This is a genomic window from Crocosphaera sp. UHCC 0190, from assembly GCF_034932065.1.
In the GTDB taxonomy this organism is placed as follows: domain Bacteria; phylum Cyanobacteriota; class Cyanobacteriia; order Cyanobacteriales; family Microcystaceae; genus UHCC-0190.
This window is the reverse complement of the sequence record NZ_JAYGHP010000001.1, coordinates 610,926-635,105: the sequence shown is the minus strand read 5'-3', so window position 1 is coordinate 635,105 and position 24,180 is coordinate 610,926. Positions and strand designations below refer to the sequence as shown.

The window sequence follows — 24,180 nt, the reverse complement described above, 5'->3', positions numbered from 1 at the left end:
TAAAGCTTGGGGAGATTTGCCCTCTGGCTTGGTTGGAGAAATCCTGTCAGGTGATGGCGAGTCTGTGAACCAAGAATCCCCCGTCACAGCGTCAGCTTGACGGTGGGAGTGTCAAGGCATCATTCCCACCTTACAACCAGCAAATTTTGGTAGAGTTTATGCCGCTTATGGCGGAGTTTTTACGATCTTATCAATTTTTTGGGGTTGGAAAGTAGAGCGTATTACCCCTGATCGTTTTGATATCATTGGCGGTACTATTATTATGTTGGGAGTAATCATTATGATGTATTTTCCACGAAATTAATCAATCAAACTCGATGATCAGGGGCAAGATTACAAGGATAATTAGGATCGCCTGTTTCAATTTGTAAGGTAGGATGTTCTATGCCAAATAAATCATGTAATTGATGACAAGTTTCGGTTAAAAAAGCATCCCCAGGAAAACCATTAGGCATCACTAAATGAACCGTTAAAGCTGTTTCACGGGTACTCATGGCCCAAATATGAAGATCATGAATTTGAGTCACTCCAGGAAGTTCCGTTAAATAAGTCCGAACAGCTTTGGGTTCAATAGCGACGGGAACTGCATCTAAAGCTAAATTGACGGAATCTTTTAATAATTGCCAAGTTCCCACCACAATAACGGCAACAATAATCAAACTTACCACCGGATCAAACCATAACCAACCCGTCAGTAAAATGGCTAAACCAGTGAGAATTACCCCAAAAGAAACCACTGCATCTGCTGCCATGTGGAGAAAAGCCCCACGAATGTTTAAATCCTGATTTCGACCCGACATAAATAACAAGGCAGTAATTGTATTAATAATAACCCCAACCAAAGCAACAATCATGATAGTAATACCGGGAATAGGACTCGGAGAAAATATCCGTTGAACTGCTTCCCAAGCAATACCTCCCATGACCAAAAGTAAGACCAAAGCGTTTAATAAAGCAGCTAAAATCGAAGAACGACGGAGGCCATAGGTATAACGTTGGGTGGGGGGATATTGGGATAAAAAGTTACCACTCCAAGCTAAAAGTAACCCGAATACGTCACTTAAATTATGACCTGCGTCAGCTAATAAAGAAAGGGACTGAGTCCAAAAACCAAAGGAAAATTCTATCGCCACAAATCCTACATTTAAGAGAGTTCCGATCAGAAAGGCGCGAGTATAATTAGAAACGGGGTGATGATGGTGGTGATGATCATGGGAATGGGAATGAGTCATAATCAAAGTTAGGTGTGATGGTTAACAAAGGAAACAGTAAAGGATAACTAATGTTTGGCTTGCCAGAGATAAAGTAGGGAGAATAAAATTATCCAAATTCCGTCTACAAAATGCCAGAATAAGGAAACCGAGATAACGCCATAATGACCTCTATTATAGTTACCGCGAACAAAAGAACGAACTAACATTAACATTTGTAAAAAAATCCCGACTATAATGTGTAAAGCGTGAAAACCTGTGAACAGATAAAACGTTGCCCCAACTAACCCCGTAGACAACCCAAAATCTAGCCCCTGCCATTCTTTAAAAGTACCCACTAAAAAATAGGTTCCCATAACTGAAGTCGTTAGCCACAGTAAGCGAAATCTCACTAATTTGTATTTTTTGATGGCGCGTTCAGCGAGATAAATAACCAGACTGCTAGATAATAAAACAATGGTATTAATAATAATAGTAATAGACAATTGCGGCCCCAAAACACCAGAGGGCAACCATTGTTTAGTAGACAAGCGCAAGATAATATAGGTTAGGAAAAAACTCACAAAAACCATACTTTCCGACAGAAGAAAGACAGTAACGCCAAATAAAAGATTACCTTTTTTTCCTTCCCTTGTATCCCTTGCTGGTGTCCCCAAAACGTTATCAATAAAATTTGTCATAATTAATTACCATGTCTTTTAATGGCTTCTTCATCCGTAGTATCCACTGTAGAATATTGTGGCAAACCATAACTATAGGGAGCTAAAGTAACAGTTGGAATCGTTTCAAAGTTTTCTGTCGGTGGGGGTGAAGTTGTTGCCCATTCTAACCCCGTTGCGTACCAAGGGTTATTAGGTGCTTGAATACCAATTAAACAGGAAACAACCAGATTGGCCATAAAAGGTAAAGTAGCCATTCCTAATAAAAATGCGCCCAAACTAGCGAGAATATTCCAACCTGCATATTGAGGATCATAAGAAGAAATACGACGTACCATTCCCTGTAAACCTACAGGCAACATGGGAAAAAACGTCAGATTTGCTCCAATAAAAGTCAGCCAAAAGTGAATTTTACCCCAGCCTTCGTGATACATTCGCCCTGTCATTTTCGGAAACCAGAAATAAATTGCCGCAAACAATGCCATGGTGATCGTGTTGTAAACGACATAATGAAAATGTCCGACCACAAAATAAGTATTGTTGACGTGGAGATCAAAAGCAACTGCCCCCAACATCACCCCTGTAATCCCACCAATGATAAACATTACCACCCCACCAAGAGCAAATAACATGGGTGTATCTAGATGTAGTTTACTCCTCCATACCGTAGCAGTCCAAGCAAATACCTTAACCCCTGTGGGGATAGCCACAAGCATCGTGGAAAACATAAATAAAATCCGCATCCAGCTAGGAGTCCCACTGGCAAACATATGATGTACCCAGACAAAGATACTGACTAAAGAGATGCCAAAGGAAGCAACAGCAACGGATTTATAGCCAAATAAGGGATTACGAGTAAAAGCGGGTATAACTTCCGAAAATACGCCAAAGGCTGGTAATACCATCACATAAACCGCAGGATGGGAGTAAAACCAAAATAAATGTTGATAAAGAACCGGATCACCTCCTGATGTGGGATTAAAAAAATTAGTGCCAAAAGAAAGATCGAAAAGTAGCATAATGGCTGCTCCTGTTAACGCAGGTAAGCAAAATAATTGTAATAACTGCGCGCTGAGTACCGTCCAAACAAAAATAGGCATCCGAAAAAAGTGCATTCCTGGCGCACGCATCCTTAAAATCGTGGTCAGAAAATTTACACCCCCCATAATGGAAGAGATACCCAAGACAATAATGCTCAATAACCAGATAGTTTGGCCGTTAATCGGATAACCCGTCGGATTTTGAATACTAACAGGAGGATAGGACCACCAACCCGCTTGTGCTGATCCGCTTGGCAGTAAAAAGCTAGATAATAAGAGAATGCCCCCAATGGGAATTAGCCAAAAAGCGATCGCATTTAGCTTAGGAAATGCCATATCTTTAGCCCCAATCATCAGAGGAATTAGATAATTAGCCAAACCTACTAAAGAGGGAATAATCCACAAAAAGATCATTACCGTCCCGTGTAGGGTAAATAAACCATTATAGAGAGAGCGATCGACTAAATCCGAGGGAGGAGTAATTAATTCACCCCGCAGGATCATTGACAGAATGCCAGCAATTAAGAAAAAAATAAAGGTTGTGACTAAATATTGAATGCCAATAACTTTATGATCGGTATTAAATGTAAAATAACGTTTCCATGCTTGTTGTTTTATTTGAGATTCTTTAAGATTAGTTGCACTCGAATGTGTCATGATTTTGATTATTAGTTAAAATTGTGGCTTGTCGTAAGCTCTTTAGGGCTAAAATTAAGAGCTAAAGCTCTCACTACGAACTTAATTATTGTTGAGCAACGAAAGGGGTTGCAGGTTCTATTGTTGGCCAATCACTTCTAATAAGTTGCCGAGGTTGATGAGCGTGTTCTGTTGCGGCTAAACTAGGTTTTAGGATGTTATTATGAGCCGACTGCAACCATTGACCATAAGCTTCAGGGGAATCTATATAAACATCTGCTTCCATTAGCGCAAAATAAGTTCCACTAAATTGAGAATCATGAAGCTTATATTTTCCCTCTTTTAAAGGTGTAAAGGTGAAATTGAGCCTATGATTAGGAATCATATCTTGTTTAAAGCGAAATTCAGGCACATAGAAACCATGAATGACATCCTCTGATTCTAAAATCAGTCGCACCCGTTTATTCTGGGGTAGATGTAGTTCAGACGTTGTAATATTTGACTGGGGATAGCGAAATGTCCAGTCCCACTGTTTAGCAATGACTTCAATCTCTTCTATTTGATTAGGTATTTTTTGAGCAATTAACATTGACTTATTCCCTGATTCTGAAGCCTTTAGATCGATTATTTTATTCAGTCCTTCAATATCTAACTGCTGATAAATATTAAAGCTTTGCCAACCAATCCACAAGACCAAAATCGTCGGAGTAGCAGTCCAGAAAAATTCTAGCTTATTATTGCCTCTAGAGGGATGTCCTTCGGTGTAATCATTCTCATCGGCTCGACAGGTAATAATTGAGAAAACAATCATCCCGACAACACCTAAAAAAATAAAGGAACCTAAAGCTACTAAAAAGCTAAATAAATCATCAACGTGTTTCGCTTCTGCTGTTGCTGCAACTGGCATCCAATTATATGATTGTTGTCCTAACCAATAGCTAATAACAATCATTAAGGCTACACTAATAAATAGGGCAATTTTTTCTAGAATTGGAGTCATCATAATACAACCAAAATTGCAAGGAAATTTTACAATAATTATTGAAGAAATTGATTAGGATTTTGACCGTTTCGCAACAAACCTGCTGCTGTGTTATGAAAGGCAAACTCATCCCCCAATTGCGCTCCTAGGGTTCCATGAATAAAGAGTATAAACAACATCAACAATCCTATCCATAAATAACTCCACTGCACCTGTCTAATTTGATTTTTACGCCAATGATAACGCTGATAACCTCGCCATACCGTTAAAATTGCGATCGCAGCCAACAATAAAACCCCCCCTACCCCATGTAAAATCATGGTTGTCCCTGCTCCCAAACCCCAACTACTTTTTTGAGAAACAGAGGGTTGGGCCAGCATCATTTCAAAAAAACCTGCTGTCACCGTAAAAAAGGTAATAACGGCAGCCGCAACTAAGTTATACCAACCTAAATCATAAAAATTAGCTCTTCTTGCCCGCAAACCCAGAAATCTTAAGACTGGTTTGGCCAAAAAAAACATGGTTGCTGCCCAATCAAAAATCACCGCAATAATAAATAGTCCTAAAGTAAAGTGAACTAAAATCGGGTGAAAAGGAAACTCGTAGGGTAAACCATTGGCCCCCAAATTTAAGCCTAATTGTTTGATTAACGCCTCGTTCACTGTAAAATACCCTCTTTGGCTGCCTGTACCACAGGTTCAATGTGTAGTCCGTACACCCAAACTAAACGAGTACCGAGATAGACTTGAAAACTGACTAAAATAATTAATACTGTGGCAACACCTAAATAGGCAGGGGGGATTTTTTTAAAATGATGAATCCGAATCACAAACCGCCATGCCGTGATCGTAGCAACAAATCCAGCTAAAGACCAACCAATGATAGTATGTAAATTTAAAACAGGTTTAACGGCTTCATAAGGTTGTGATAACCCTGCTTCAAATTGACCAGCAATAATCGCCAGAAAAATTGAGACTGAGGCAACAAACAAATTCCAAAAGCTAACCTCGAACATCTTAATATTACCAGTAACGTATCCCACCACATCGCAAAAGAACGAGAAAAAAATCATCGCAATGACAAAGTGGACGATAATGGGATGAAGTGGATCGGGATAGGGTAAATTACGGCTGTTTAAAAGCAGATTAAACATTGCTTAGAGACTTCACAACAAATTTTATTGTAGCAATTACACAAATTTTCATACCATTGACAACAATTTGTCATAAAATTGACATTAATATTGTTTAAATTGCCAATATCCCAATTAAAACTTGCTGAAAAAATTAAGAATATTCTCATTAAAGAAAACATAAGCTTTTTAACAGGACTAACAGAATGAATAACTCAACTGCTCCCACAATCATTGTTGGCGGAGGTTTCGTCGGACTTTTTACCGCATTACACTTGAGTCATCGTCATTATTCCGAACCAATAATATTGATTGATTCCCAAGAACGTTTTGTCTTTAAACCCTTACTGTTTGAATATCTCACAGGGGAGATGCAGGATGAACAAGTTTTCCCCCGCTACGAAGAACTATTAGAAGGTACTAGTCTAACTTTTATACAAGACCAAGTAACTACTATCGATTTACCACAAAGTCGGATACAATTGGCTTCAGGTTTACACTACGATTACCGCTATTTAGTATTAGGAGTCGGTAGTATTCAGGGCTATTTTGGAACGAAAGGAGCTAAAGAAAATGCCTTCGCTTTTCGGACTCAAGAAGATGCCATCAGTTTGGAAGGTCATCTTAGGGAATGTTTACAACAAGCTTGTCAAACCGAAAATTCTCAGGACTATCATAGTTTATTGACGATTGCCGTAGTTGGGGCCGGCCCTTCAGGGGTAGAAATGGCGGCCACTTTAGCCGATTTATTACCGAGTTGGTATGACAAGTTAGGGGGCAATATTCGAGATATTCGTATTGTTTTAATTAATCATGGCACAGAAATTTTGTCAGGGGATATTAATGCCCACCTCCAAGAAACTGCCCTAGAAGCGTTAAAAAGTCGTACCGTTACCGTCGAATTATGCTTAGGGGTTAAAGTGATAGAAGTCGAGGGCAACGGTTTAAAATATCAACAAAAAGATCAAGAAGCGATCGAGACATTATCGACTCACACAACAATTTGGACAGCGGGAACAGCAACCAATCCTTTAATTGAATCTTTAGGACAGTTTTTAGCAGAAAACAAAGATAAACATGGTTTGCCTTTAGTAACACCTACTTTGCAGCTTCCCGATTTTCCTAAAGTCTTTGCAGCAGGAGATTGTGCGGTTGTTAAAGACCATCCCTTTCCCCCTGTTGCTCAAATCGCTTATCAACAGGGGGGGGAGATTGCTGATAATTTGATAGCTTTATCTCAAGGGAAAAATATCCAACCCATCAACCCAACCCTACGGGGAACCTTGATGAAGTTGGGAATTAATAACGGGGTGGCTGATTTATTTGATAAAATACAGGTAACAGGAAAAACAGGGGATCTGATCCGCAACGGGACTTATTTGGAGTTACTACCTACTCCTATTCATAACTTTAAAGCAACGACAAATTGGCTAACCGATGAGATTTTCCATCGTCATCATTTACCCAAATCTGTTACCCATCCTCCCGAAAAACAGAAAACACCTCTTTGGATTTGGGGTTTGTTGGTTGCGATCGCTTTAGTGACTGGTTATATTGTAATCTGGCGCACCAATAAACCTTCCCCTCAACAACAACCCGATCAAAAACCTGTTTCATCTAAACTTTACCCATTCAAAAGTTTATAATTAATCAATTTAGATGGTGACTAATTTATTACTCTGGTATTGGCGATCGCTTCCTCTTAAACAGTTAACAGGTTCAGCAGTTTTTGAAAAGTTATTTGCTTCTACTTCAAATATTGCTACCCTTTTAGAAAGTCCTTATCCAACGCCAACGGATTATCCTTTTCTTTCCCGTTATTCTATTTGTGCAGGAGAACCGCGAATTATTCAAGGAAAACCTCGTTTATGGACTCCTAAAGTTGGGGAGATTTTGCCTTTTTTAAATCAATTATTACAACAGAATAATCTCATAAATAAACAGCCAGATCACTTACCTTTTATGGGGGGATGGTTAGGATGGTTAGGGTATGATTTAGCTTGGGAAATTGAAACATTACCGCAATATAATCACGATCCTCTTTCTTTTCCTGTTGCTTATTGGTATGAACCTAAATCTTTTGCTATTTTAGATCATCTAGAACAAACTTTGTGGTTAGCAACAACTAATCCAAAGGACTTAGATATTTTACAAGATAAACTAGAAACAAAAACCTCCTTACCTCCTCAACCTCTCATCCCTTCACCTCATAACCTGTCTTTTTATACCAGCAAAAAAGAGTATGAAAATGCTGTCCGTCAGGCAAAAAAATATATTGAAGCGGGGGATATTTTTCAAGCTAATTTATCCCTAAGATTTCAGACCACGACTCAGTTAGATAGTTGGACATTGTACCGAACGTTACAGACAATTAATCCTTCTCCCTTTGCTAGTTATTGGCGATCGCCTTGGGGAGATATTATTAGTTGTTCTCCAGAAAGATTAGTGAGTTTATCTAATAATATTGCTCAAACTCGTCCGATTGCGGGAACTCGTCCCCGTGGTCGTAATTTTCAACAAGAAACGGCGATGTTACAGGAACTTTCTTCTGATATCAAAGAAAGGGCAGAACATATTATGTTAGTTGATTTAGAACGTAATGATTTAGGAAGAGTTTGTCAATGGGGAACGGTAGAAGTTGATGAATTGTTAACCATAGAAAGATATAGTCATGTCATACATTTAGTGAGTAATGTCAGGGGAAAATTACGTCAGGATAAAACCTCAATTGATCTGATTAAAGCTTTATTTCCTGGGGGAACTATTACAGGATGTCCTAAAGTGAGATGTCTAGAAATTATTGAAGAATTAGAACCTGTTAGACGGAGTTTATTTTATGGATCATGTGGATATTTAGATCAGAGGGGAAATCTAGACTTAAATATATTAATTCGTACTTTATTATATACACCTTTATCCGCTAATTTATCCAGTGTTTGGGGGCAAGTTGGGGCGGGTATTGTAGCAGATAGTGATCCAGAAAAAGAGTGGTTTGAGTCTCTACAAAAAGCCAAAGCACAATTAACAGCTTTAAACTGTAGTTTAGAATAATTTCCTGTATAATTGAAACTGTAAAGGACAAGTAAGCTTTTGAAATTTATTGAGTTATTTGCTGGTATTGGTGGATTTAGACTTGCTTTTGAGCCAGTGGGATATCAATGTGTTTATTCTTGTGAAATTAATGAAGCTTGTCAAAAAGTTTATTATCATAATTTTGGGGAATTGCCTGATAATGATATTACAAAAATTTTTTCTAGTAATCTCCCAGATTTTGATGTTTTAACAGCAGGATTTCCATAATTTTATCATTCATCAAAGTCTTTCAGAGGCTTATAAGAAAATCGGAAATTCGATCTGTATTCCCTTGTTTAAAGAATTAGCAATTCAAGTAAAAGAAGCTTTTCTTAATTTAAAGTTAGAAGAATAAGTCAGATAACCTCAGAATGTTTATTATTAATCTGCGATCGCAGGTTCTAATCCCATAATCCAACATCTTCCATAAGTCGGACTATCAAATTGAAACATACAATTAAATCCTGCTTTTTGATAAGCTTTAATTGCAAAATGATTATTAACTGAGGTACTTATTATAATTACAGGAATAGTGAGATCTTTTAATAACTTATCGACTAAAATTTTTAACACGATTGGCCCAATTCCACACCCCAGATAATCAACTTCTCCGATAAAAATATCAATATCTACCGATCCATCAGGAATAGTTTTAATTCCTACTAAATTTAATTCTTTCTGATTCACTTTTTGCCAGCGAATATAACCCACAGAAACATCATCAGCGACAATAATGGCATGATTATCAATAGAAAGGTTTAACGCCTGTTGAAGATGATTTTCAGGATGAATCCACCATTGAGAAACATGGGGACAATATAACCATTTGTCTAAAATTTCTCGATGCTTTTCTGGTAAAAAAGGAGTAAGATTAACAGTCTTAATTTGTTTGGACATACCTAATACGATCAATCAATTGTATTTCGATGTTGTCCGACTTGATAAAGTAGTAGTAAAGCGACAATAACGCCTACTAATCCAGCCGCGATCACATTAAGCATTGCTTGAATGGCAATCATATTCGATGGGGCAATTAATGCCCCTTGAGATGGGAAGGTTGTGCCGATTTGATTCGGGGCAATCACTGTTGCACCTTGGGGCAAGGTTAACAATTTAAAGGTTAATTCACCAACCCGCAAAAGGGCAATTAGCACAGCGAAAACCATAATCCCAATATTAGCAAATAACCCTAACTGGAGATCTCGGATAATCTGAGACTTAGAAGGTCTTGTTTCTGAACTTTTGAGTTTTTTGGCCAGTTGAGTGTAACGAAAACACCAATAAATACTGAAAATGAGAATAATTAAACAGGCGATCGCCAGCCATAAACCCAAGGAAAATCCGCCTGTCTGTTGTTGTCCCGATTGGGATAAAACATAAGTAACCACAACGAGGAGAGGAATAAACCCTAGTAAAACTTGTAAGATCAAACCAATTCGCCCCAACCAGAGAAGGGAACGGGCAATCTGTAGGGGAGTAGGACTACTTGTTTCAGACTTCAAGAAATTAAACATCGTGAGTATCAAACTTATTATGGAAAACAATTAGATATTATAGGCTTAAATCCTTAAGGATTAAGCTATACAGACAAAACCCGCCTACGCGGGTTGAATTTAACTGCCCAAGGACGGCTTTGTTTGTATATTATCAGGCTTTAGTCTGTCGTTAGGTGTTGATTTAGGTAGTATCTTAACCCTTAAGGATTATTTAAACAATAGAGTCGATCCGCCAAAGTTGCATCAACAATAAAGGGGTTTTCATTACCCTGAACTTTAGCAATTTTTTTGCTTCTTTCAGATTCTATTGTATCCACAGGATCAAGTTGATGCCATTGACACAAATCCTTTTGTTGTTCCCTAAAAAACTCTGGTGATTCCTGATTAGCTTGCTCACGATATATGGTGTAAAAATAGAAAATAGCGCGAGCAATATCTCCTTTTTTTACTTCTCTGGGTTCAAAGTTGTTTGAATTAGATTCGCTGTACTGATCAATATTAGTCATGGGGATAAATTCTAGCTTTTCAGTGTTACGATACCAGTCGTTAGTTCTGGGATCAGGAATTTCTGCAAAGGCTTTATTTCCTCTGGCACTATTAACATTATCTCTGGCCGGAAATAGGTGATGTAAATCGCTTCTCGCAGGTTCCTTTTCTGCACCCCTTGATTGTGGCCAAACGTGTTCTGCATTAATATCTTTTTTTCCTGCATCTTTACTAGGATCTTCGTCAGGATCAAGGGCAATTTGATAATTGGTATAAACCCCGGTAACTACCCCATTATCATTGTCAATTTGACTATACATAATATCTCTAGCCCGATCATAACTAAGGGTTTTATCTGGGGTATAATCTTCGATGACTTGATTTAATAAAGTCTCTCCTGTTGCATCAGGAAAAATCACATTAGTTTGGGCGAAACTATTCCTTTGAGGATAGCAAAATAAGCAGAGAAAGGTGATTAAAAATGCGATAATTTTTTTCATGGCTTTCAGGAAAACTCCTTTGATTCTTTTGTTACTATCAACAACGTTAGGGTAATTTCCTGAATTTTTTATAAAACTTTAGATAAAGTTACATTGATTAACTTAAATTTTATCTCAGATTAGGTTAAGTATTTATTAAGGATCTTTTAAATTATATAACCAGCAAAATAAGGTGGGCATTGCCCACCCTACTACTTTATTTTGGGGAAAATAAAAGGGAACCTAAAATTAATAAACCAAACCCCAAACGATACCAAACAAAAATCCAAGTATCCCGTTTTTGTAAATAACGAATTAACCAAGCGATCGCTAAATAAGAAAACACGGCTGAAGAAATTACTCCAACAATTACGGGAAAAATAATATCGCTAGAAAGTCCCATTTCTGCTACATCTTTTAATTCTACAATACCCGCTAAAGTAATGGCAGGAATCCCTAATAAAAAAGAAAATCTCGCCGCAGTTGCTCGTTCTAAATTAATAAATAATCCCGATGTAATCGTTGAACCAGAACGGGAAACCCCAGGAATTAAAGCTAAAGATTGAGCAAATCCCATCACCACTCCATCTCGCCAACCTAACTGATTAAAATTACGTTTGTGGGTTCCTAATTTTTCTGCTAATGCTAATAATAGTGCCATCACAATAGACGCGATTGCAATCACATTAAGACTTCGCATGGGTGAATTATCTAAATCAGGAATTAACACTTTCATTAATAGTCCAAAAAACACAATGGGTAAAGTTCCTAAAGCAATTCCTAACCCTAGCCGAAAGTCATGGGATTTATAATCAGATTGACGAATGGCTTTGATCATTCCTCTAATAATTTGACTTAAATCTGACCAAAAATACCACAAAACAGCAGCAATACTTCCTAATTGAATAACAGCCGTAAATGCTACCCCTGGATCACCCCATCCTAAAGCGACAGGAACCACCTTTAAATGGGCTGTACTACTAATCGGTAAAAATTCCGTTAATCCCTGTACCATACCTAAAATAATCGCTTGAAACCAGTTAAATTTGGCAATGGCATGATCGGAAGTATTTGGGGTTGCTGCCTGAGCAAACATGAAGGGGGACAAAGCAAAAGTTAACCCGCTACTGAAAGCAAACAGACTAATTAAGCTTAGTTTTGGGTGTTTGAGTTTAGTCATAGAGTTTGGAATATTTGGGTTAAAGTTTTCAGAATTTTATCCTAAAATTGGCCCTTTGATTGTAACTTGTTCTAAAAATGCTTAATTGACTCCCTTAAAACACGCTAATATTTTCTGAAAATTAACCAGTTTTCCGAAGATTATTGCTGAGATATTTTACATAATAACCTTGATTATTGGCTAGGAAGTAATTAAAGGCATTTTGAGGGATTTTATGCTACAATCCTTAGCAATACTGAGAACTGTTAAAAATAAATCATTGCCCTTCATCGTCATGAGTAATATTCAAGTTAGTGTGAGAATTCCGCCCCATTTGTATGAAAAATTATTAGCTCATACTAACACCCTTGGTCTTTCTAAGTCTAAAGTGATAGCCCAAGCTTTGTCGAACTATTTAGAGGCGGATGATCCTAAACCCTCATCCCTCGAAGATAGGATGATGCAACTGGAACAACGACTGATCAGTCTAGAGTCCACCTCTCCAGAAACAGAACCGCTCAAAAAAGCTGATGAGATCTCACCGAAACCCTTACCCTTACTGAAGATACCATCTCTCCAACAATTAACTGTAGAAGTCCCAACAGTTAATGAGAACGGAGAAATTATTGAACGGGTTTCCCATCAAGTTAAATCCTTTAAAGAAGAATTAGGGGACGGAGTTGAATTGGATATGATCTATATTCCTGGAGGAACCTTCTTGATGGGATCACCAGAAACAGAGATGGGATCTCAACTTTCTGAAAGACCTCAACATTCTATTACCTTGAAAGGGTTCTTTTTGGGACAATTTCCTATTACCCAAGCTCAATGGCAAGTGGTTGCCCATTATCCTAAAGTTAAACGGGATCTTAACCTTGACCCCGCTTTCTTTAAAGGAAGCGATCGCCCCGTAGAACGCATTTCTTGGGAAGATGCAGTGGAATTCTGTGATCGCCTTTCTCAACATAGTCAACGCCCCTATAAGGTGCCGAGTGAGGCACAATGGGAATATGCTTGTCGGGCAGGGACAACCACACCATTTAGTTTTGGCCCCACCTTAACGGGAGATCTTGCTAATTATATGGCTAAACATCTTTATGCAGGGGAAAAATTAGGAATTTATCGTCAAGAAACTACCCCAGTCGGCCAATTTTTTCCGAATACTTTTGGGTTATATGATGTCCATGGCAATGTTTGGGAATGGTGTGCTGATACTTGGCATTCTAATTATCAAGATGCACCGATATCAGAAGTTCCTTGGATGTCTCTTGAACATGATAAATGTCGCGTTTTAAGGGGGGGGTCCTGGGATAATGATGCCCCTAAATGTCGTTGTGCGTCTCGTTATAGTTATCATCCTCAAGCGGTACCTGTCAATCAAATTGGATTTCGGGTGATGTGCAATTTAGGTGGATAATTTTCCAGGGGTATCTTCTGAAACTTCCCCTACTGTTAAAACCTGTGTGACGGTTAATTTGATTAGAGGAAAATTAGTTGAAATAATCGTTTCATTTTTTGTTGTTATTTTAAAGGTTATTAATGCTGTTATATGTATCGTAAAAATTAATACATATAACAGTATAGAGGGGGTTTAGAATGGAGAAAGTTATATTAATTATCAGAACTAAATACGTCTTTAATCTCACGAAAAAATCCCGTAATATCTCCCCAAGAAATTTTAAGCAAAGATAAAATTCCCACGGTAATTAATAGTAGCCCCAACCAAAAATTGTCTTCATAAAGCACTAAACCAACCACGACAATAAAATAGGGGGAAACAATACCACTAATTTTTTCGACAACATTCACCACTTCGGGATTATCTAATTCCGATTGAGGCTGAAAATTAACTTGAATTTTGCTTAATTCCGTATCTTCTTGTGCTGCATCTTCTATTTCTGATTCTGAAGGAAACATAATATCAGGAATTTCAGTATTTTCTGCTGGTTTGTTATCTTTGGGTTGTCTACCAAACATATTTAATCTCTCCATTTTTAACTAATAAATTCTTCTCTATGGTAGCCAAAAATTGGGCAAAAAATCATTAAAAAATGTACGGAAATTTTGATTGAGGAGTCTTCCAATCTGAATATGGGGTTCATCGGGTTCCACCGGAATAATTGTAGCAGGTTTTCCTCCCAGTTGTTCAATCACTAAATTCGCCGCTTCTAACCCCGTTACATAAGCTTTTTCCTGGGACCAGGAACCATGACGAGTAATGACCCAATCTCCACTTAAGTATAGATTAGGAATGGGAGACTTGGCCGTTAATAAATACTGATAACTACCAGGGGCAAAATGAGTCACTCCTTGACGAACTTTGATCACTCGATAATCAATAATTTTAGCATCAGCAAAACTAGCAATACAAGTTGTCAAATCTTGATGAACTTTGGTAATAATTTGTTCATCAGTCATACTTAATAATTGGTTGGCATGGTAAAAATCTGCTTCGATTACAGTGCCTGATAATTCCTTATATTCATCATGAAGAGTATTAAGATCAAAAAATGTCCATCCAGTAGTTTTATCAAAGCCAAAACAAGCATTAGATGGCAAAGGAATACTCACTTTTTTATCAAACCATAGGCGAGTTGCTAAAACATCAATTCCCCCTAAATTAGATAAATTACAAAATTCTGGATAATTATTTAAAACCGTACTTTCTGCCACTATTTTTTTAATGCCATTAACACTAACGCCAAAAATAACCGCATCTGCTTCAAAGATTTCTTCTCCACATATTACTCCTTTCGCTTTTCCTTTGTTATCTAGAATAATATCATTTACCCGCTTATTGGTCAAAACTTTTCCCCCTAAGCTTTCAATTTTATTCACCCAAGGTTTAAAGATAATTTCTCCCACAGTTCCCCGACACCAAACCACATCAAAATCGGGTTGATGAGCTAAGATGAAATAGTAAAGCATTCCAATGGTTGCAGCTGCACTACATTGTTCCCCAGGAGCAAATAATCCCACTAATAACATGGGTTCAAATGCTTCTTTATAGAGTATTGAAGATACGCCAAATTGTTTAAATAATTCCCTAGCTGTTACCTTATCATAGCGTTGCCAAGCCTCATCGGAATTATCAAAGTCAATTAGGGTATAAAGTAAGGGTAATGCTGACAGTCTATCGATTAAAGGAAGACGTTGAAACTTGGTATAAAGAAAAGTCCCTAAGGGGGTTGGTAAAAGAGGTTCATTTTGAAAAATTGGTGATTCAACCTCTAACCCTGCGGGGGAATATTGAGAGGAACGAGTAAAAGGGGTAAAGGGATTTAAGCCTAATTCTTTAACTAAATTAAAGATGTTTTTATAAGGATACCAAAACCCATGAATTCCTGCTTCTATGGAACGTCCATCATCAGTTTTCCAACCCGCAACTAACCCCCCAGGATAGGGGGAAGCTTCTAATAAAGTCACCTCATATCCTTGTTTAGCTAACTGATAAGTTGCCCCTAAACCTGCCCAACCTGCACCCACAACAACGACTTTTTTTTGTTCTGACATTTTATGAATTTAACTGTTTTTTAGACTCTCTCTTGATTATAGGCTGACAACTTGTATTAAAACTTTAAGAAACAATATAATACTTTATGATGACTCTCTTTAGTTTGAAAATTTGTTAAAATTGTGGTAGAAGCACCTTAAAATATGTAGTTCATTTGAGTAACTTGGAATTATTAAGTGCAATCAGAAAAATAGATTGGTTTGAGGAGTGATAGTACAAAATATTATTAACACCCCTAGGAGGGAAAATATATGTCTACTGACTTTACACAAGCGTTAACCGTCATTGGATTAATTAGCGTTGCTTGTGCCATCATATCACCAATTTTGGTTTGGTTATTAAGTTATCAACCAGAAACCCCTTAACAGTATTTATTGAGTTAACGAGACAATTTTTATCACTCTAATACTAGGGAGAAACAACAACCTTTCTATCATTGTTAACTTGAGTCATAAACTCATATTCTCCTGCTTTGATTTTTAATTTACCTTCTTTATACCCTAAAAAGACAGGTGATTTATCTTTTGTTTGACTATTATAAAGTGCAAAATTTTCTGACCATTGATGTAAGTCTCCATTGCGAATAATCATCGGTAAAAGATTGAGGGTATTATAGATTAATTGTAGTGTTTGTTGGTTACTTCCTTGATAACTAACAATTCCTTGGTTTAGTTTTTGTAAATTAAGCTGACTATTTTTCTTAACATTCTTTTTAAAGTTTTCATAACTCCCATGAGATTCTTTTTCCCCAACTTCTAAAGCAAACCCATAAACATTATTATCTCTCATCGCTGCACTTAAAAATCTTTCTTCTGAATATTTTTCTTCTATTCTTTTATTGTTATTGATAACTTCTTGATAATTTTGTAAATTAATCGGATGAACTGCTAACCAAGTTTTTTCTAACTTGAAAAACCAAATATTATCTTCAATTTCTGCTTGAGAAGTTTTCGGTATTTGAAAATTAAAAGATGCTTGAGATGGAGGGCGTAACCAAATTAAAAGATTACGATACTGTCCAATTTCATCCCCCGCATTTTTACCAGGTCTTACAATTTTTTTCTCTGTATTAACCACAAAATAATCAATGCCTCTTTGACTATTATAAGCCATTAATTTAAACGGTGCAACATCTCCATCAGCGAATTTTCCCGCCAAACTTCCCATCTGATAACTATTGCCAATAAATTGAGTTTCCCAGTAACCAGGTTCAAGATCATTGCCAAGTTTCCAATTTTCATATAAAGGTTTACTGCTGAGAATTTCTACTGGTTTATTAAACTTTTTATGTGCTAAATTCATTACTGCTAATGGGGGACGATAGGTACTGGTAACAAAAAACAAAGTATCTTCTTCAGGGTGATTATTTGGTAAGGGAGTATCCCCAAAATATAACCAAAAAGTTCGGGCAGAAGATGAAGCTAAAGCAACATTTCCTCCTCCATAATCTCGTTTTACGGGGCCACCCCAACCTCCTCGATAATATTTAATCGCAGCAGCACTAGACAACCAATCTAATGCCGCTTTTGCTGATAATTTAACTTCAGGATCTTTGGCAAAATCATAGAGGTTTAAATAGGGTGCAAAAGTATGTCCATGATATACTTCAGAGTCCCATTCTCCCATGCCAATATGATATAATGCCCAGACATATCTTTGGATTTTTTCTTTATAAATTAGGCGTGTTTTTTCATTCCCTGTTTCTTCGGCCATTAAGTATACAGATGTCTCTCTCATTGCCCTTAAATTATCTGTATTTCGTCCATCTACCCATCTCCCTCTGCGACTAATATCCCAGTCTCTTCCCTCATTATTTCCTAACCCATAAATAGGATGAGGACGAGTTAATGGATCTTCTTCTGTCCATTTTTTTGCACCTTCAAACATCCGTTTTTTATAAGCAGGATCAAGATATTTTCCATAGAGAAAATATTTGCGAATTTGACCTTTTAACGTAAAACAATAATAATAATCAATGCCATCAGTATGTTGATGTTTTTTTGCTTCAGGATCTTCTTTTTCTAAAAAAGTGATCGCTTTTTCTTCATTTCCTGCTAAAAAGTCAAACATTGCACGGGGATAAGACCTTTTCTCATTCTCTCCATAACCATTACCATAACTCTCCCAATTGGCATAAAAATCAATGATTGTCTTTGCTCTTTCTTGAAATTTTTTTTCTAATTCTTTTGTCCATTGATTACGAAATCTTGGCTCTACTTGAGCTAAATTAAGGGGAAAATTTTGACTAGGATAAATCGTTTCTTGTGCTATTATTAAAGGATTACTGGCAAGACAACTAATTAATGAACCAGTAAATATAAATAATATAAATAATTGATAGTATCTTTTTTTATTGTTCATTTTCATGACTTACTCATTAATGATTTCAAAAGAATAATGTGATCCTTCAGGGGCATTTTTTAGCCCTTTAATGACTTTAACTAAAATTGGATCAGTATTGCGATCGCCATTCCTCAAAAATTGTAAGGTTTCTCCTGAAGTATCTTCTCTTGATAAATTAGTTTGTTTTAATTGATTTAAGACTGTATTTCTGGTAGCATCGGTCGATAAAGCATTAATTAAAGCTTGGGTAGCATCATAACTGGTTGCTGTGCGCCAACTTACCCTTCCTCCCCATCTTTTTGCTGCTGTATTTGTATAGAAATAAGTATCTTTAGCAAACCAAGGAACCGCTAATACTAAACCCTCGACTGCATCACCACCAAATGTTAAGGTTGCAGGGTTATATAAGGCATCCCCTCCTAATAGTTTCATCGGAGTAGATAACTGATAATTTGCTTTCGCAACTTGTAAAGAAAGATTAGTGATATCTTGTTCAGTATTTGGTAACAAAACAAAACTATCAACTTGATTTTGCAATACCTCAACAGTATTTTTAGCATTAAAGTTAGTTAAGCTAAGATCAAAAATGCTAACCTTACCTAACTGCTCAAAATACTTAATAAAAGCATCTTTTAAACTTGTACTATAATTACTCGCTGACGTATAAAAAATAGCCACTTTATTGATATTATCATCAATGGCATATCGGGCTAAAATTTCTCCTGCTTTAGCATCAGAAGGAACGGTTCTAAAAAATACATTACTAAATAAACTGGTGCTGGTACTGGTAGGAGAAATCATCGGAATTCCTGCTTTTTCATATTGTATTAATGCGCTGGCACTGGCACTACTAGAATTATGACCAATTACTCCTAAAATAGCGGAGTTATTAGCTAATTTTTGAGCAACTTTTTGAGCAATATCTGGTTCATTACTATCATTAACTATCATAATTTCTAGTAAGCGATTATTTAATCCTTGCTTATTAAATTTTGTCTGTGCATCAGCCACACCCCTTAACATTTCTTCGGCATTAGTTGCTTTTGTATCTACAGGAACAACGGCAGCTAAAACAAAAGGATTTCCCTTTTTTCTTGCCTCTGAATTATTGAGATATATTTGTACTTCTGGATCTTTTTGATCAGCTTTGATCCCGTCAGTAAAAAATTGTTTAGCCTCATCATAATTTCCCGCTTTAAATGCTGCTATTCCTTGATCAACCTGGGGGTTGGGTTTATTAATAAATAAACGGCGATCGCCGCTACTAAATCTCTCTTCTAAAGATATACTAGGATTAGTTGGTGGTGGTGTTGATAGAGGGGTTTGAGTTACAGTAGGATTAGGATTAGGATTATTATTTGAGTTGTCGTCCATAAGAATTGGTTTAACAGTAAATTCCCAAAGAACAACAATGATAGTTAGAGTTCCAATGGTACTTAAGACAGCAAAGATGATTTTTAATATTTTGTTCATTAATCCTAATGATTTCTGATCATTCTTAATCTTACCAAAATTTATTTAGTTGCAACACCTCGATACATATACCCTGAAAGCTTCGGAAAATCTAAGCAATAAAATTCTTCTACAATTACCTGATTAAAATAAGTTTCAACTAATTGTTTGATATCTCGATTCAAATGACAACCATCAGCCATGACTTTTTGTAGAGGAGTTAGTCTATTTTGCCAAACTTGAATATTAGGATCACGACTTAACCCATGTTCAATAAAATAGAACTTTCCTCCTGGTTTTAGGACGCGATAAATTTCTGATAATGCTTGATCAACATTGGGAATACTACACAATGTCCAGGTACTAACTACCGTATCAAAACTCTCACTATCCATCGGCAAATTTTCACCCCCTAATACTTTACTCTCAACAGGAATTTGAGAAGTTTCAAGACGCTTTTTAGCAAATCTATTCATACCTGAATTTGGATCAATAACAGTTAATTTTTTAACAGTTTCAGGATAATAAGCAAGATTTAAACCTGTACCAAAGCCAATTTCTAAAACATCTCCTGAAACATCTTTTAATAATTCTTGGCGATACTCAGGAAAGGGAGATTGAGACATCATCCATTCAATTCCCCAAGGAAAAATAAAATTAGAATAAAACCCCATGTTAACAACTCCTAAATATGTTAATTTTTAATCCCATTTGTAGGGTGGGCAATGCCCACCTAAATTTAATAAGTCATGAGCTAATTCTAGATCAAAATATTGCTTTTCTGCCACATCTCCCTGAATCACGGTAAAAGGTTGGTCTGCTTCCCCTAAATGTTCTAATACTAGAGTAGCTTGGGAAAAATCCTGATGTTTAGTATAATTATTAACAGTAATGACTGTTGTTAAATTAGCTTGAGAAGCAGCTTGTAAACCCTGATAAGAGTCTTCAAACACTAAACAGTCATCAGATTCTAAATTGAGCTTATCTAAAACATAATTATAAATCTCAGGCGATGGTTTTTTATTAGTAACAATATCTCCCGCAGCAATGACTTCAAACCAATCAGGATTAAGGTGTTTTTCTAACAAAGCTAAAGCATTAGGTAACGCGCTAGTTGTTGCGATCGCTAGTCTAATTCCTTTATTATAAGATTCTTCAATTAATCTTTTAACCCCTAACCTTAACTCAATTTCTCCTGATGATAATAATTCAAGATAATGATGAGTTTTTGCTTGATGCAATTGGGGGATTAATTTATATAAATCTTCATTTACATCAGAAAAATATTGTTGTAAATAATAATTAATTCTTTCTTTTCCCCCCGAAATTTCTAATAATTCACCATAGATATCAATCGACCAGTTCCAATCTAAACCGGCCTCAGAAAAAGCACGATTAAAAGCAACACGGTGGCCATCTCTTTCCGTTTCTGCAAGAGTTCCATCCACATCAAAAATCAACGCTTTCAATTGAGTCATAAGTACCTTAAACTTAAAATTTCATGTTTATTGTAGTATCATCCTCTCCAGTTAATAACCCTTAAGTCTGGCACTCGCTCAAATTCTTTAACATTCGAGGTAACAATCGTCAGATAATGAACTTTGGCTGTTGCTGCAATCAACAAATTATAAGCACTAATAGGAGAACCCTGCGCTTTCAAGATACTGCGAATTTTGCCTGCTTCGGTGGCTTCAGTCTCAGTAAAGGGTGAAATCGTGATAACATCTAGAAAATCTTCTATCACATAACGAATTTTCTGGTTACTGTCTGGATTAAGGAGCATTCCATAGTGAATTTCCATCAATGTAATGGAAGAAATAAAGATATCACTGGGAGTCATTAACTTGATATGTCGCAATGTGTTACGTTCTCCTTTCGCAAAGTCGCTTACGGTACAAGTATCTAACAGATAAGTCATTAGATTAAGTCTTCTTCTGTTGGGGGGAGTAATTCGGAGCGATATGATTCAAAGGGAATGATATTCTTATCTCCTTCAAAATTTTGAATGGATTTCGGCCAAGTTGGTGATTGATGTTGAGATAACCAGGATACCAATGCCTCACGAATGATGGCATTTCGCTTTTTTCCCGTCACTTGACAGACTTGCTGCAATTTCTCCCCTAGTTCATCTTCGATATAGATATTAAAGTTCATGGTTACATCGCCAAATTTATAACATATTATAACAGGTTAGAAAAATAACTGTTGCGATGTTGCTGCGATCGCCTAATAAAAACCCTAGTGCTATAGTTTAAATGCGAATATGTATAACAGGTTATAACAGGTTATATAAAATTGACCAAAGGTTTAATGGTATTAAACCCCTACACACAGTATATTTACCGTCAAGGTTCGTGATACATTGGCATTAATAGTTAAAAATTTTCTCGAATGCCTACTCCTACCCTCACCCCTATCAATTTTCCCTTAACTGCCGTTGTCGGACAAGAAGCCATTAAATTAGCCTTATTATTAGCAGCAGTAGACCCAGGTTTAGGGGGAGTAGTCATTGCTGGCAGACGGGGAACGGCAAAATCCGTCTTAGCTAGGGGAATACACGCCCTTTTGCCCCCTATTGAAAGAATACAAGATAATCCCTTTAACTGCGATCGCAATATTCCCAATGAATGGGACGACAACACTCAAGAACAATACATAAATATTCGCCCCGAAGATATTCTCACAGAAATAGTCCCGGCCCCCTTCATACAAGTTCCCATCGGAGTAACAGAAGATAGATTATTAGGTTCCGTAGATGTAGAGGAGTCGGTTAAACAGGGAGAAGCTATTTTTCAACCAGGGTTATTAGCACAGGCAAATCGAGGCGTATTATATGTAGATGAAGTAAACTTATTAGATGAGCAAATTTCCAACCAACTGTTAAGCGTTTTGACCGATGGACGCAACCAAATAGAACGGGAAGGGATCAGTTTTCAACATCCCTGTAAACCTATTTTAATTGCTACTTATAACCCCGAAGAAGGGCCATTAAGACGGCATTTATTAGATCGTATTGCGATCGCCCTTTCTGCGGATGGTGTATTGGCACTCGATCAACGGGTAAACGCAGTTAACCAAGCTATTGACTATGCTAACTCTCCTCAAGCATTTCTGAGTCAATATAACGACGAAATAGACGATATTAAGACTCAGATCATTTTAGCCAGAGAATGGTTAAAAGAAGTTACTATTACCCATGATCAGATTCAATATTTAGTCGAAGAAGCACTCAGAGGAGGAGTAGAAGGACATCGGGCCGAAATTTTCGCTGTCAGAGTCGCTAAAGCTTCTGCTGCCTTAGATGGACGTAATATTATCACCCCAGACGACCTGAGAAGGGCTGTAGAACTGGTGATAGTTCCCCGTTCTACCATGATGCAACCCCCTCCAGAAGATGCACCCCAACCCCCTCCTCCTCCCCCACCCCAACAACCTCAAGATGAGTCTAACCAAGACCAAGAGGAACAGGAAGAAGAAGAAGACAAGGAAGAACCGGAACAAGAACCCCCAGGTATTCCCGAAGAATTTGTATTTGATATTGAAGGGGTTATATTAGACCCCAGTGTGCTTTATTTTGCCCAAATGGCTCAAAATCAGGGTAAGTCAGGCAGTCGTAGTCTAATCTTTTCAGAAGATCGGGGACGCTACATTAAACCGATGATACCCAAAGGCAAAAGCAAACGTATTGCGGTTGATGCGACGTTACGGGCCGCCGCCCCCTATCAAAAAGCCCGACGTTTAAGGCATCCTGGACGTAATGTTATCGTAGAACAGGGTGACATCCGTTCTAAGCGTTTAGCACGCAAAGCAGGGGCTTTAATCGTCTTTGTGGTGGATGCTTCGGGGTCTATGGCCTTAAACCGGATGCAGTCTGCTAAGGGTGCAGTGATGCGTTTATTGACAGAAGCCTATGAAAACCGCGACCAGGTGGCATTAATACCCTTCAGAGGGGAACAAGCAGACGTTTTGTTACCACCTACCCGTTCTATATCTTTAGCCCGCAGACGCTTAGAAACCTTGCCTTGTGGGGGTGGTTCACCGTTGGCACACGGGTTAACCCAAGCGGTTCATGTGGGGGTGAATGCCAAGATGTCGGGGGATATTGGTCAGGTGGTGATCGTCGCTATTACGGATGGACGGGGGAATATTTCTTTATCTCGTTCTTTAGGGGAACCTACACCCGAAGGAGAAAAGCCAGATATTAAGGGCGAACTATTAGATATTGCCAAAAAAATTCGGGCTTTAGGTATTAAATTATTGGTGATAGATACAGAGAAAAAATTTGTTTCTACGGGGTTTGGCAAGGAGTTGGCCCAAACCGCAGGAGGGACTTATTATCAGTTACCAAGGGCGACTGATCAGGCGATCGCTCAGATGGCAAGAGGCGCGATCGCTGATTTAAGATAGAGATAATTAGGTGTGACATACCCACCGATAAATCGGGGGCTTCCTGATTCAACCGCCGCTGCCGCTACTAAGCCATCTTAGTTTTGGTCTTACACAGCGTCCACAGGCAGAC

The 24,180-nt window shown here is 37.5% G+C and carries 24 protein-coding genes; 6 read left to right on the top strand and 18 right to left on the bottom strand.

Going from position 1 to position 24,180, the window contains the following annotated elements; genetic code table 11:
* The first annotated feature begins 118 nt into the window (after nt 1-118).
* The gene (locus VB715_RS03095) at nt 119-304 is read left to right on the top strand and encodes a YnfA family protein (RefSeq protein WP_323299741.1); all 186 of its coding nucleotides are present in this window, start codon (nt 119-121) and stop codon (nt 302-304) included.
* Between the two features lie 4 nt (nt 305-308).
* Here VB715_RS03095 and VB715_RS03090 read toward each other — a convergent pair whose 3' ends face one another.
* The 6 genes from VB715_RS03090 to VB715_RS03065 form a co-directional block, all read right to left on the bottom strand.
* On the bottom strand, nt 309-1,232 hold the full coding sequence (locus VB715_RS03090; protein ID WP_323299718.1) for a cation diffusion facilitator family transporter: 924 nt from the start codon (nt 1,230-1,232) through the stop codon (nt 309-311).
* Nucleotides 1,233-1,279: 47 nt separating this feature from the next.
* A complete protein-coding gene (locus VB715_RS03085) occupies nt 1,280-1,891 on the bottom strand; it encodes a heme-copper oxidase subunit III (protein ID WP_323299717.1) in 612 nt (203 codons plus the stop codon).
* Between the two features lie 2 nt (nt 1,892-1,893).
* Entirely contained in the window at nt 1,894-3,567 is a 1,674-nt protein-coding gene (gene ctaD / locus VB715_RS03080; RefSeq protein WP_323299716.1) for a cytochrome c oxidase subunit I, read from the bottom strand.
* An 85-nt stretch (nt 3,568-3,652) separates the two neighbouring features.
* A complete protein-coding gene (locus VB715_RS03075) occupies nt 3,653-4,549 on the bottom strand; it encodes a cytochrome c oxidase subunit II (protein ID WP_323299715.1) in 897 nt (298 codons plus the stop codon).
* A gap of 35 nt (nt 4,550-4,584) precedes the next feature.
* Nucleotides 4,585-5,190 carry a DUF2231 domain-containing protein gene (locus VB715_RS03070; RefSeq protein ID WP_323299714.1) on the bottom strand — a complete coding sequence of 202 codons (606 nt, stop codon included), beginning with the start codon at nt 5,188-5,190 and terminating at the stop codon, nt 4,585-4,587.
* Nucleotides 5,187-5,681 carry a DUF2231 domain-containing protein gene (locus VB715_RS03065; protein ID WP_323299713.1) on the bottom strand — a complete coding sequence of 165 codons (495 nt, stop codon included), beginning with the start codon at nt 5,679-5,681 and terminating at the stop codon, nt 5,187-5,189. The genes VB715_RS03070 and VB715_RS03065 overlap by 4 nt, the downstream gene beginning before the upstream one ends.
* 185 nt (nt 5,682-5,866) lie before the next feature.
* Here VB715_RS03065 and VB715_RS03060 point away from each other — a divergent pair, with 185 nt between their 5' ends.
* From VB715_RS03060 to VB715_RS03050, 3 genes are read left to right on the top strand one after another with little or no spacing between them, the layout of a single operon-like run.
* Complete coding sequence (locus VB715_RS03060) at nt 5,867-7,306, top strand: NAD(P)/FAD-dependent oxidoreductase (protein WP_323299712.1); 1,440 nt, start codon at nt 5,867-5,869, stop codon at nt 7,304-7,306.
* A gap of 13 nt (nt 7,307-7,319) precedes the next feature.
* The gene (locus VB715_RS03055) at nt 7,320-8,711 is read left to right on the top strand and encodes an anthranilate synthase component I (RefSeq protein WP_416336898.1); all 1,392 of its coding nucleotides are present in this window, start codon (nt 7,320-7,322) and stop codon (nt 8,709-8,711) included.
* A 39-nt stretch (nt 8,712-8,750) separates the two neighbouring features.
* The gene (locus VB715_RS03050) at nt 8,751-8,960 is read left to right on the top strand and encodes a DNA cytosine methyltransferase (protein WP_323299711.1); all 210 of its coding nucleotides are present in this window, start codon (nt 8,751-8,753) and stop codon (nt 8,958-8,960) included.
* 153 nt (nt 8,961-9,113) lie between these two features.
* On the opposite strand, the gene VB715_RS03045 is transcribed toward VB715_RS03050, so the two are convergent.
* The 4 genes from VB715_RS03045 to VB715_RS03030 form a co-directional block, all read right to left on the bottom strand.
* Nucleotides 9,114-9,629 (bottom strand): GNAT family N-acetyltransferase, encoded by a 516-nt coding sequence (locus VB715_RS03045; RefSeq protein ID WP_323299710.1) that lies wholly within the window; start codon nt 9,627-9,629, stop codon nt 9,114-9,116.
* Nucleotides 9,630-9,640: 11 nt separating this feature from the next.
* Nucleotides 9,641-10,234 carry a DUF3611 family protein gene (locus tag VB715_RS03040; protein WP_323299709.1) on the bottom strand — a complete coding sequence of 198 codons (594 nt, stop codon included), beginning with the start codon at nt 10,232-10,234 and terminating at the stop codon, nt 9,641-9,643.
* A 194-nt stretch (nt 10,235-10,428) separates the two neighbouring features.
* The gene (locus VB715_RS03035) at nt 10,429-11,214 is read right to left on the bottom strand and encodes an endonuclease I family protein (RefSeq protein WP_323299708.1); all 786 of its coding nucleotides are present in this window, start codon (nt 11,212-11,214) and stop codon (nt 10,429-10,431) included.
* Nucleotides 11,215-11,410: 196 nt separating this feature from the next.
* A complete protein-coding gene (locus VB715_RS03030) occupies nt 11,411-12,289 on the bottom strand; it encodes an undecaprenyl-diphosphate phosphatase (RefSeq protein WP_416336902.1) in 879 nt (292 codons plus the stop codon).
* A 298-nt stretch (nt 12,290-12,587) separates the two neighbouring features.
* On the opposite strand from VB715_RS03030, the gene VB715_RS03025 reads away from it, so the two are divergent.
* Nucleotides 12,588-13,769 (top strand): SUMF1/EgtB/PvdO family nonheme iron enzyme, encoded by a 1,182-nt coding sequence (locus VB715_RS03025; protein ID WP_323299706.1) that lies wholly within the window; start codon nt 12,588-12,590, stop codon nt 13,767-13,769.
* 194 nt (nt 13,770-13,963) lie between these two features.
* On the opposite strand, the gene VB715_RS03020 is transcribed toward VB715_RS03025, so the two are convergent.
* From VB715_RS03020 to VB715_RS02985, 8 genes are all read right to left on the bottom strand, one after another.
* Nucleotides 13,964-14,329 (bottom strand): hypothetical protein, encoded by a 366-nt coding sequence (locus VB715_RS03020; protein WP_323299705.1) that lies wholly within the window; start codon nt 14,327-14,329, stop codon nt 13,964-13,966.
* A 36-nt stretch (nt 14,330-14,365) separates the two neighbouring features.
* Nucleotides 14,366-15,865 (bottom strand): hydroxysqualene dehydroxylase, encoded by a 1,500-nt coding sequence (locus VB715_RS03015; RefSeq protein WP_323299704.1) that lies wholly within the window; start codon nt 15,863-15,865, stop codon nt 14,366-14,368.
* A gap of 409 nt (nt 15,866-16,274) precedes the next feature.
* Entirely contained in the window at nt 16,275-18,233 is a 1,959-nt protein-coding gene (locus tag VB715_RS03010) for a hypothetical protein (RefSeq protein WP_323299703.1), read from the bottom strand.
* Nucleotides 18,234-18,236: 3 nt separating this feature from the next.
* The gene (locus VB715_RS03005) at nt 18,237-19,682 is read right to left on the bottom strand and encodes an ABC transporter substrate-binding protein (protein WP_323299702.1); all 1,446 of its coding nucleotides are present in this window, start codon (nt 19,680-19,682) and stop codon (nt 18,237-18,239) included.
* A 41-nt stretch (nt 19,683-19,723) separates the two neighbouring features.
* On the bottom strand, nt 19,724-20,335 hold the full coding sequence (locus VB715_RS03000) for a class I SAM-dependent methyltransferase (protein WP_323299701.1): 612 nt from the start codon (nt 20,333-20,335) through the stop codon (nt 19,724-19,726).
* 27 nt (nt 20,336-20,362) lie between these two features.
* Nucleotides 20,363-21,139 carry an HAD-IA family hydrolase gene (locus VB715_RS02995; protein ID WP_323299700.1) on the bottom strand — a complete coding sequence of 259 codons (777 nt, stop codon included), beginning with the start codon at nt 21,137-21,139 and terminating at the stop codon, nt 20,363-20,365.
* Between the two features lie 38 nt (nt 21,140-21,177).
* Complete coding sequence (locus VB715_RS02990; protein WP_323299699.1) at nt 21,178-21,579, bottom strand: type II toxin-antitoxin system VapC family toxin; 402 nt, start codon at nt 21,577-21,579, stop codon at nt 21,178-21,180.
* On the bottom strand, nt 21,579-21,815 hold the full coding sequence (locus VB715_RS02985) for a ribbon-helix-helix domain-containing protein (RefSeq protein WP_323299698.1): 237 nt from the start codon (nt 21,813-21,815) through the stop codon (nt 21,579-21,581). The genes VB715_RS02990 and VB715_RS02985 overlap by 1 nt, the downstream gene beginning before the upstream one ends.
* Before the next feature lie 237 nt (nt 21,816-22,052).
* Here VB715_RS02985 and bchD point away from each other — a divergent pair, with 237 nt between their 5' ends.
* Entirely contained in the window at nt 22,053-24,068 is a 2,016-nt protein-coding gene (gene bchD, locus VB715_RS02980; protein ID WP_323299697.1) for a magnesium chelatase ATPase subunit D, read from the top strand.
* The last annotated feature ends 112 nt before the right edge of the window (nt 24,069-24,180 follow it).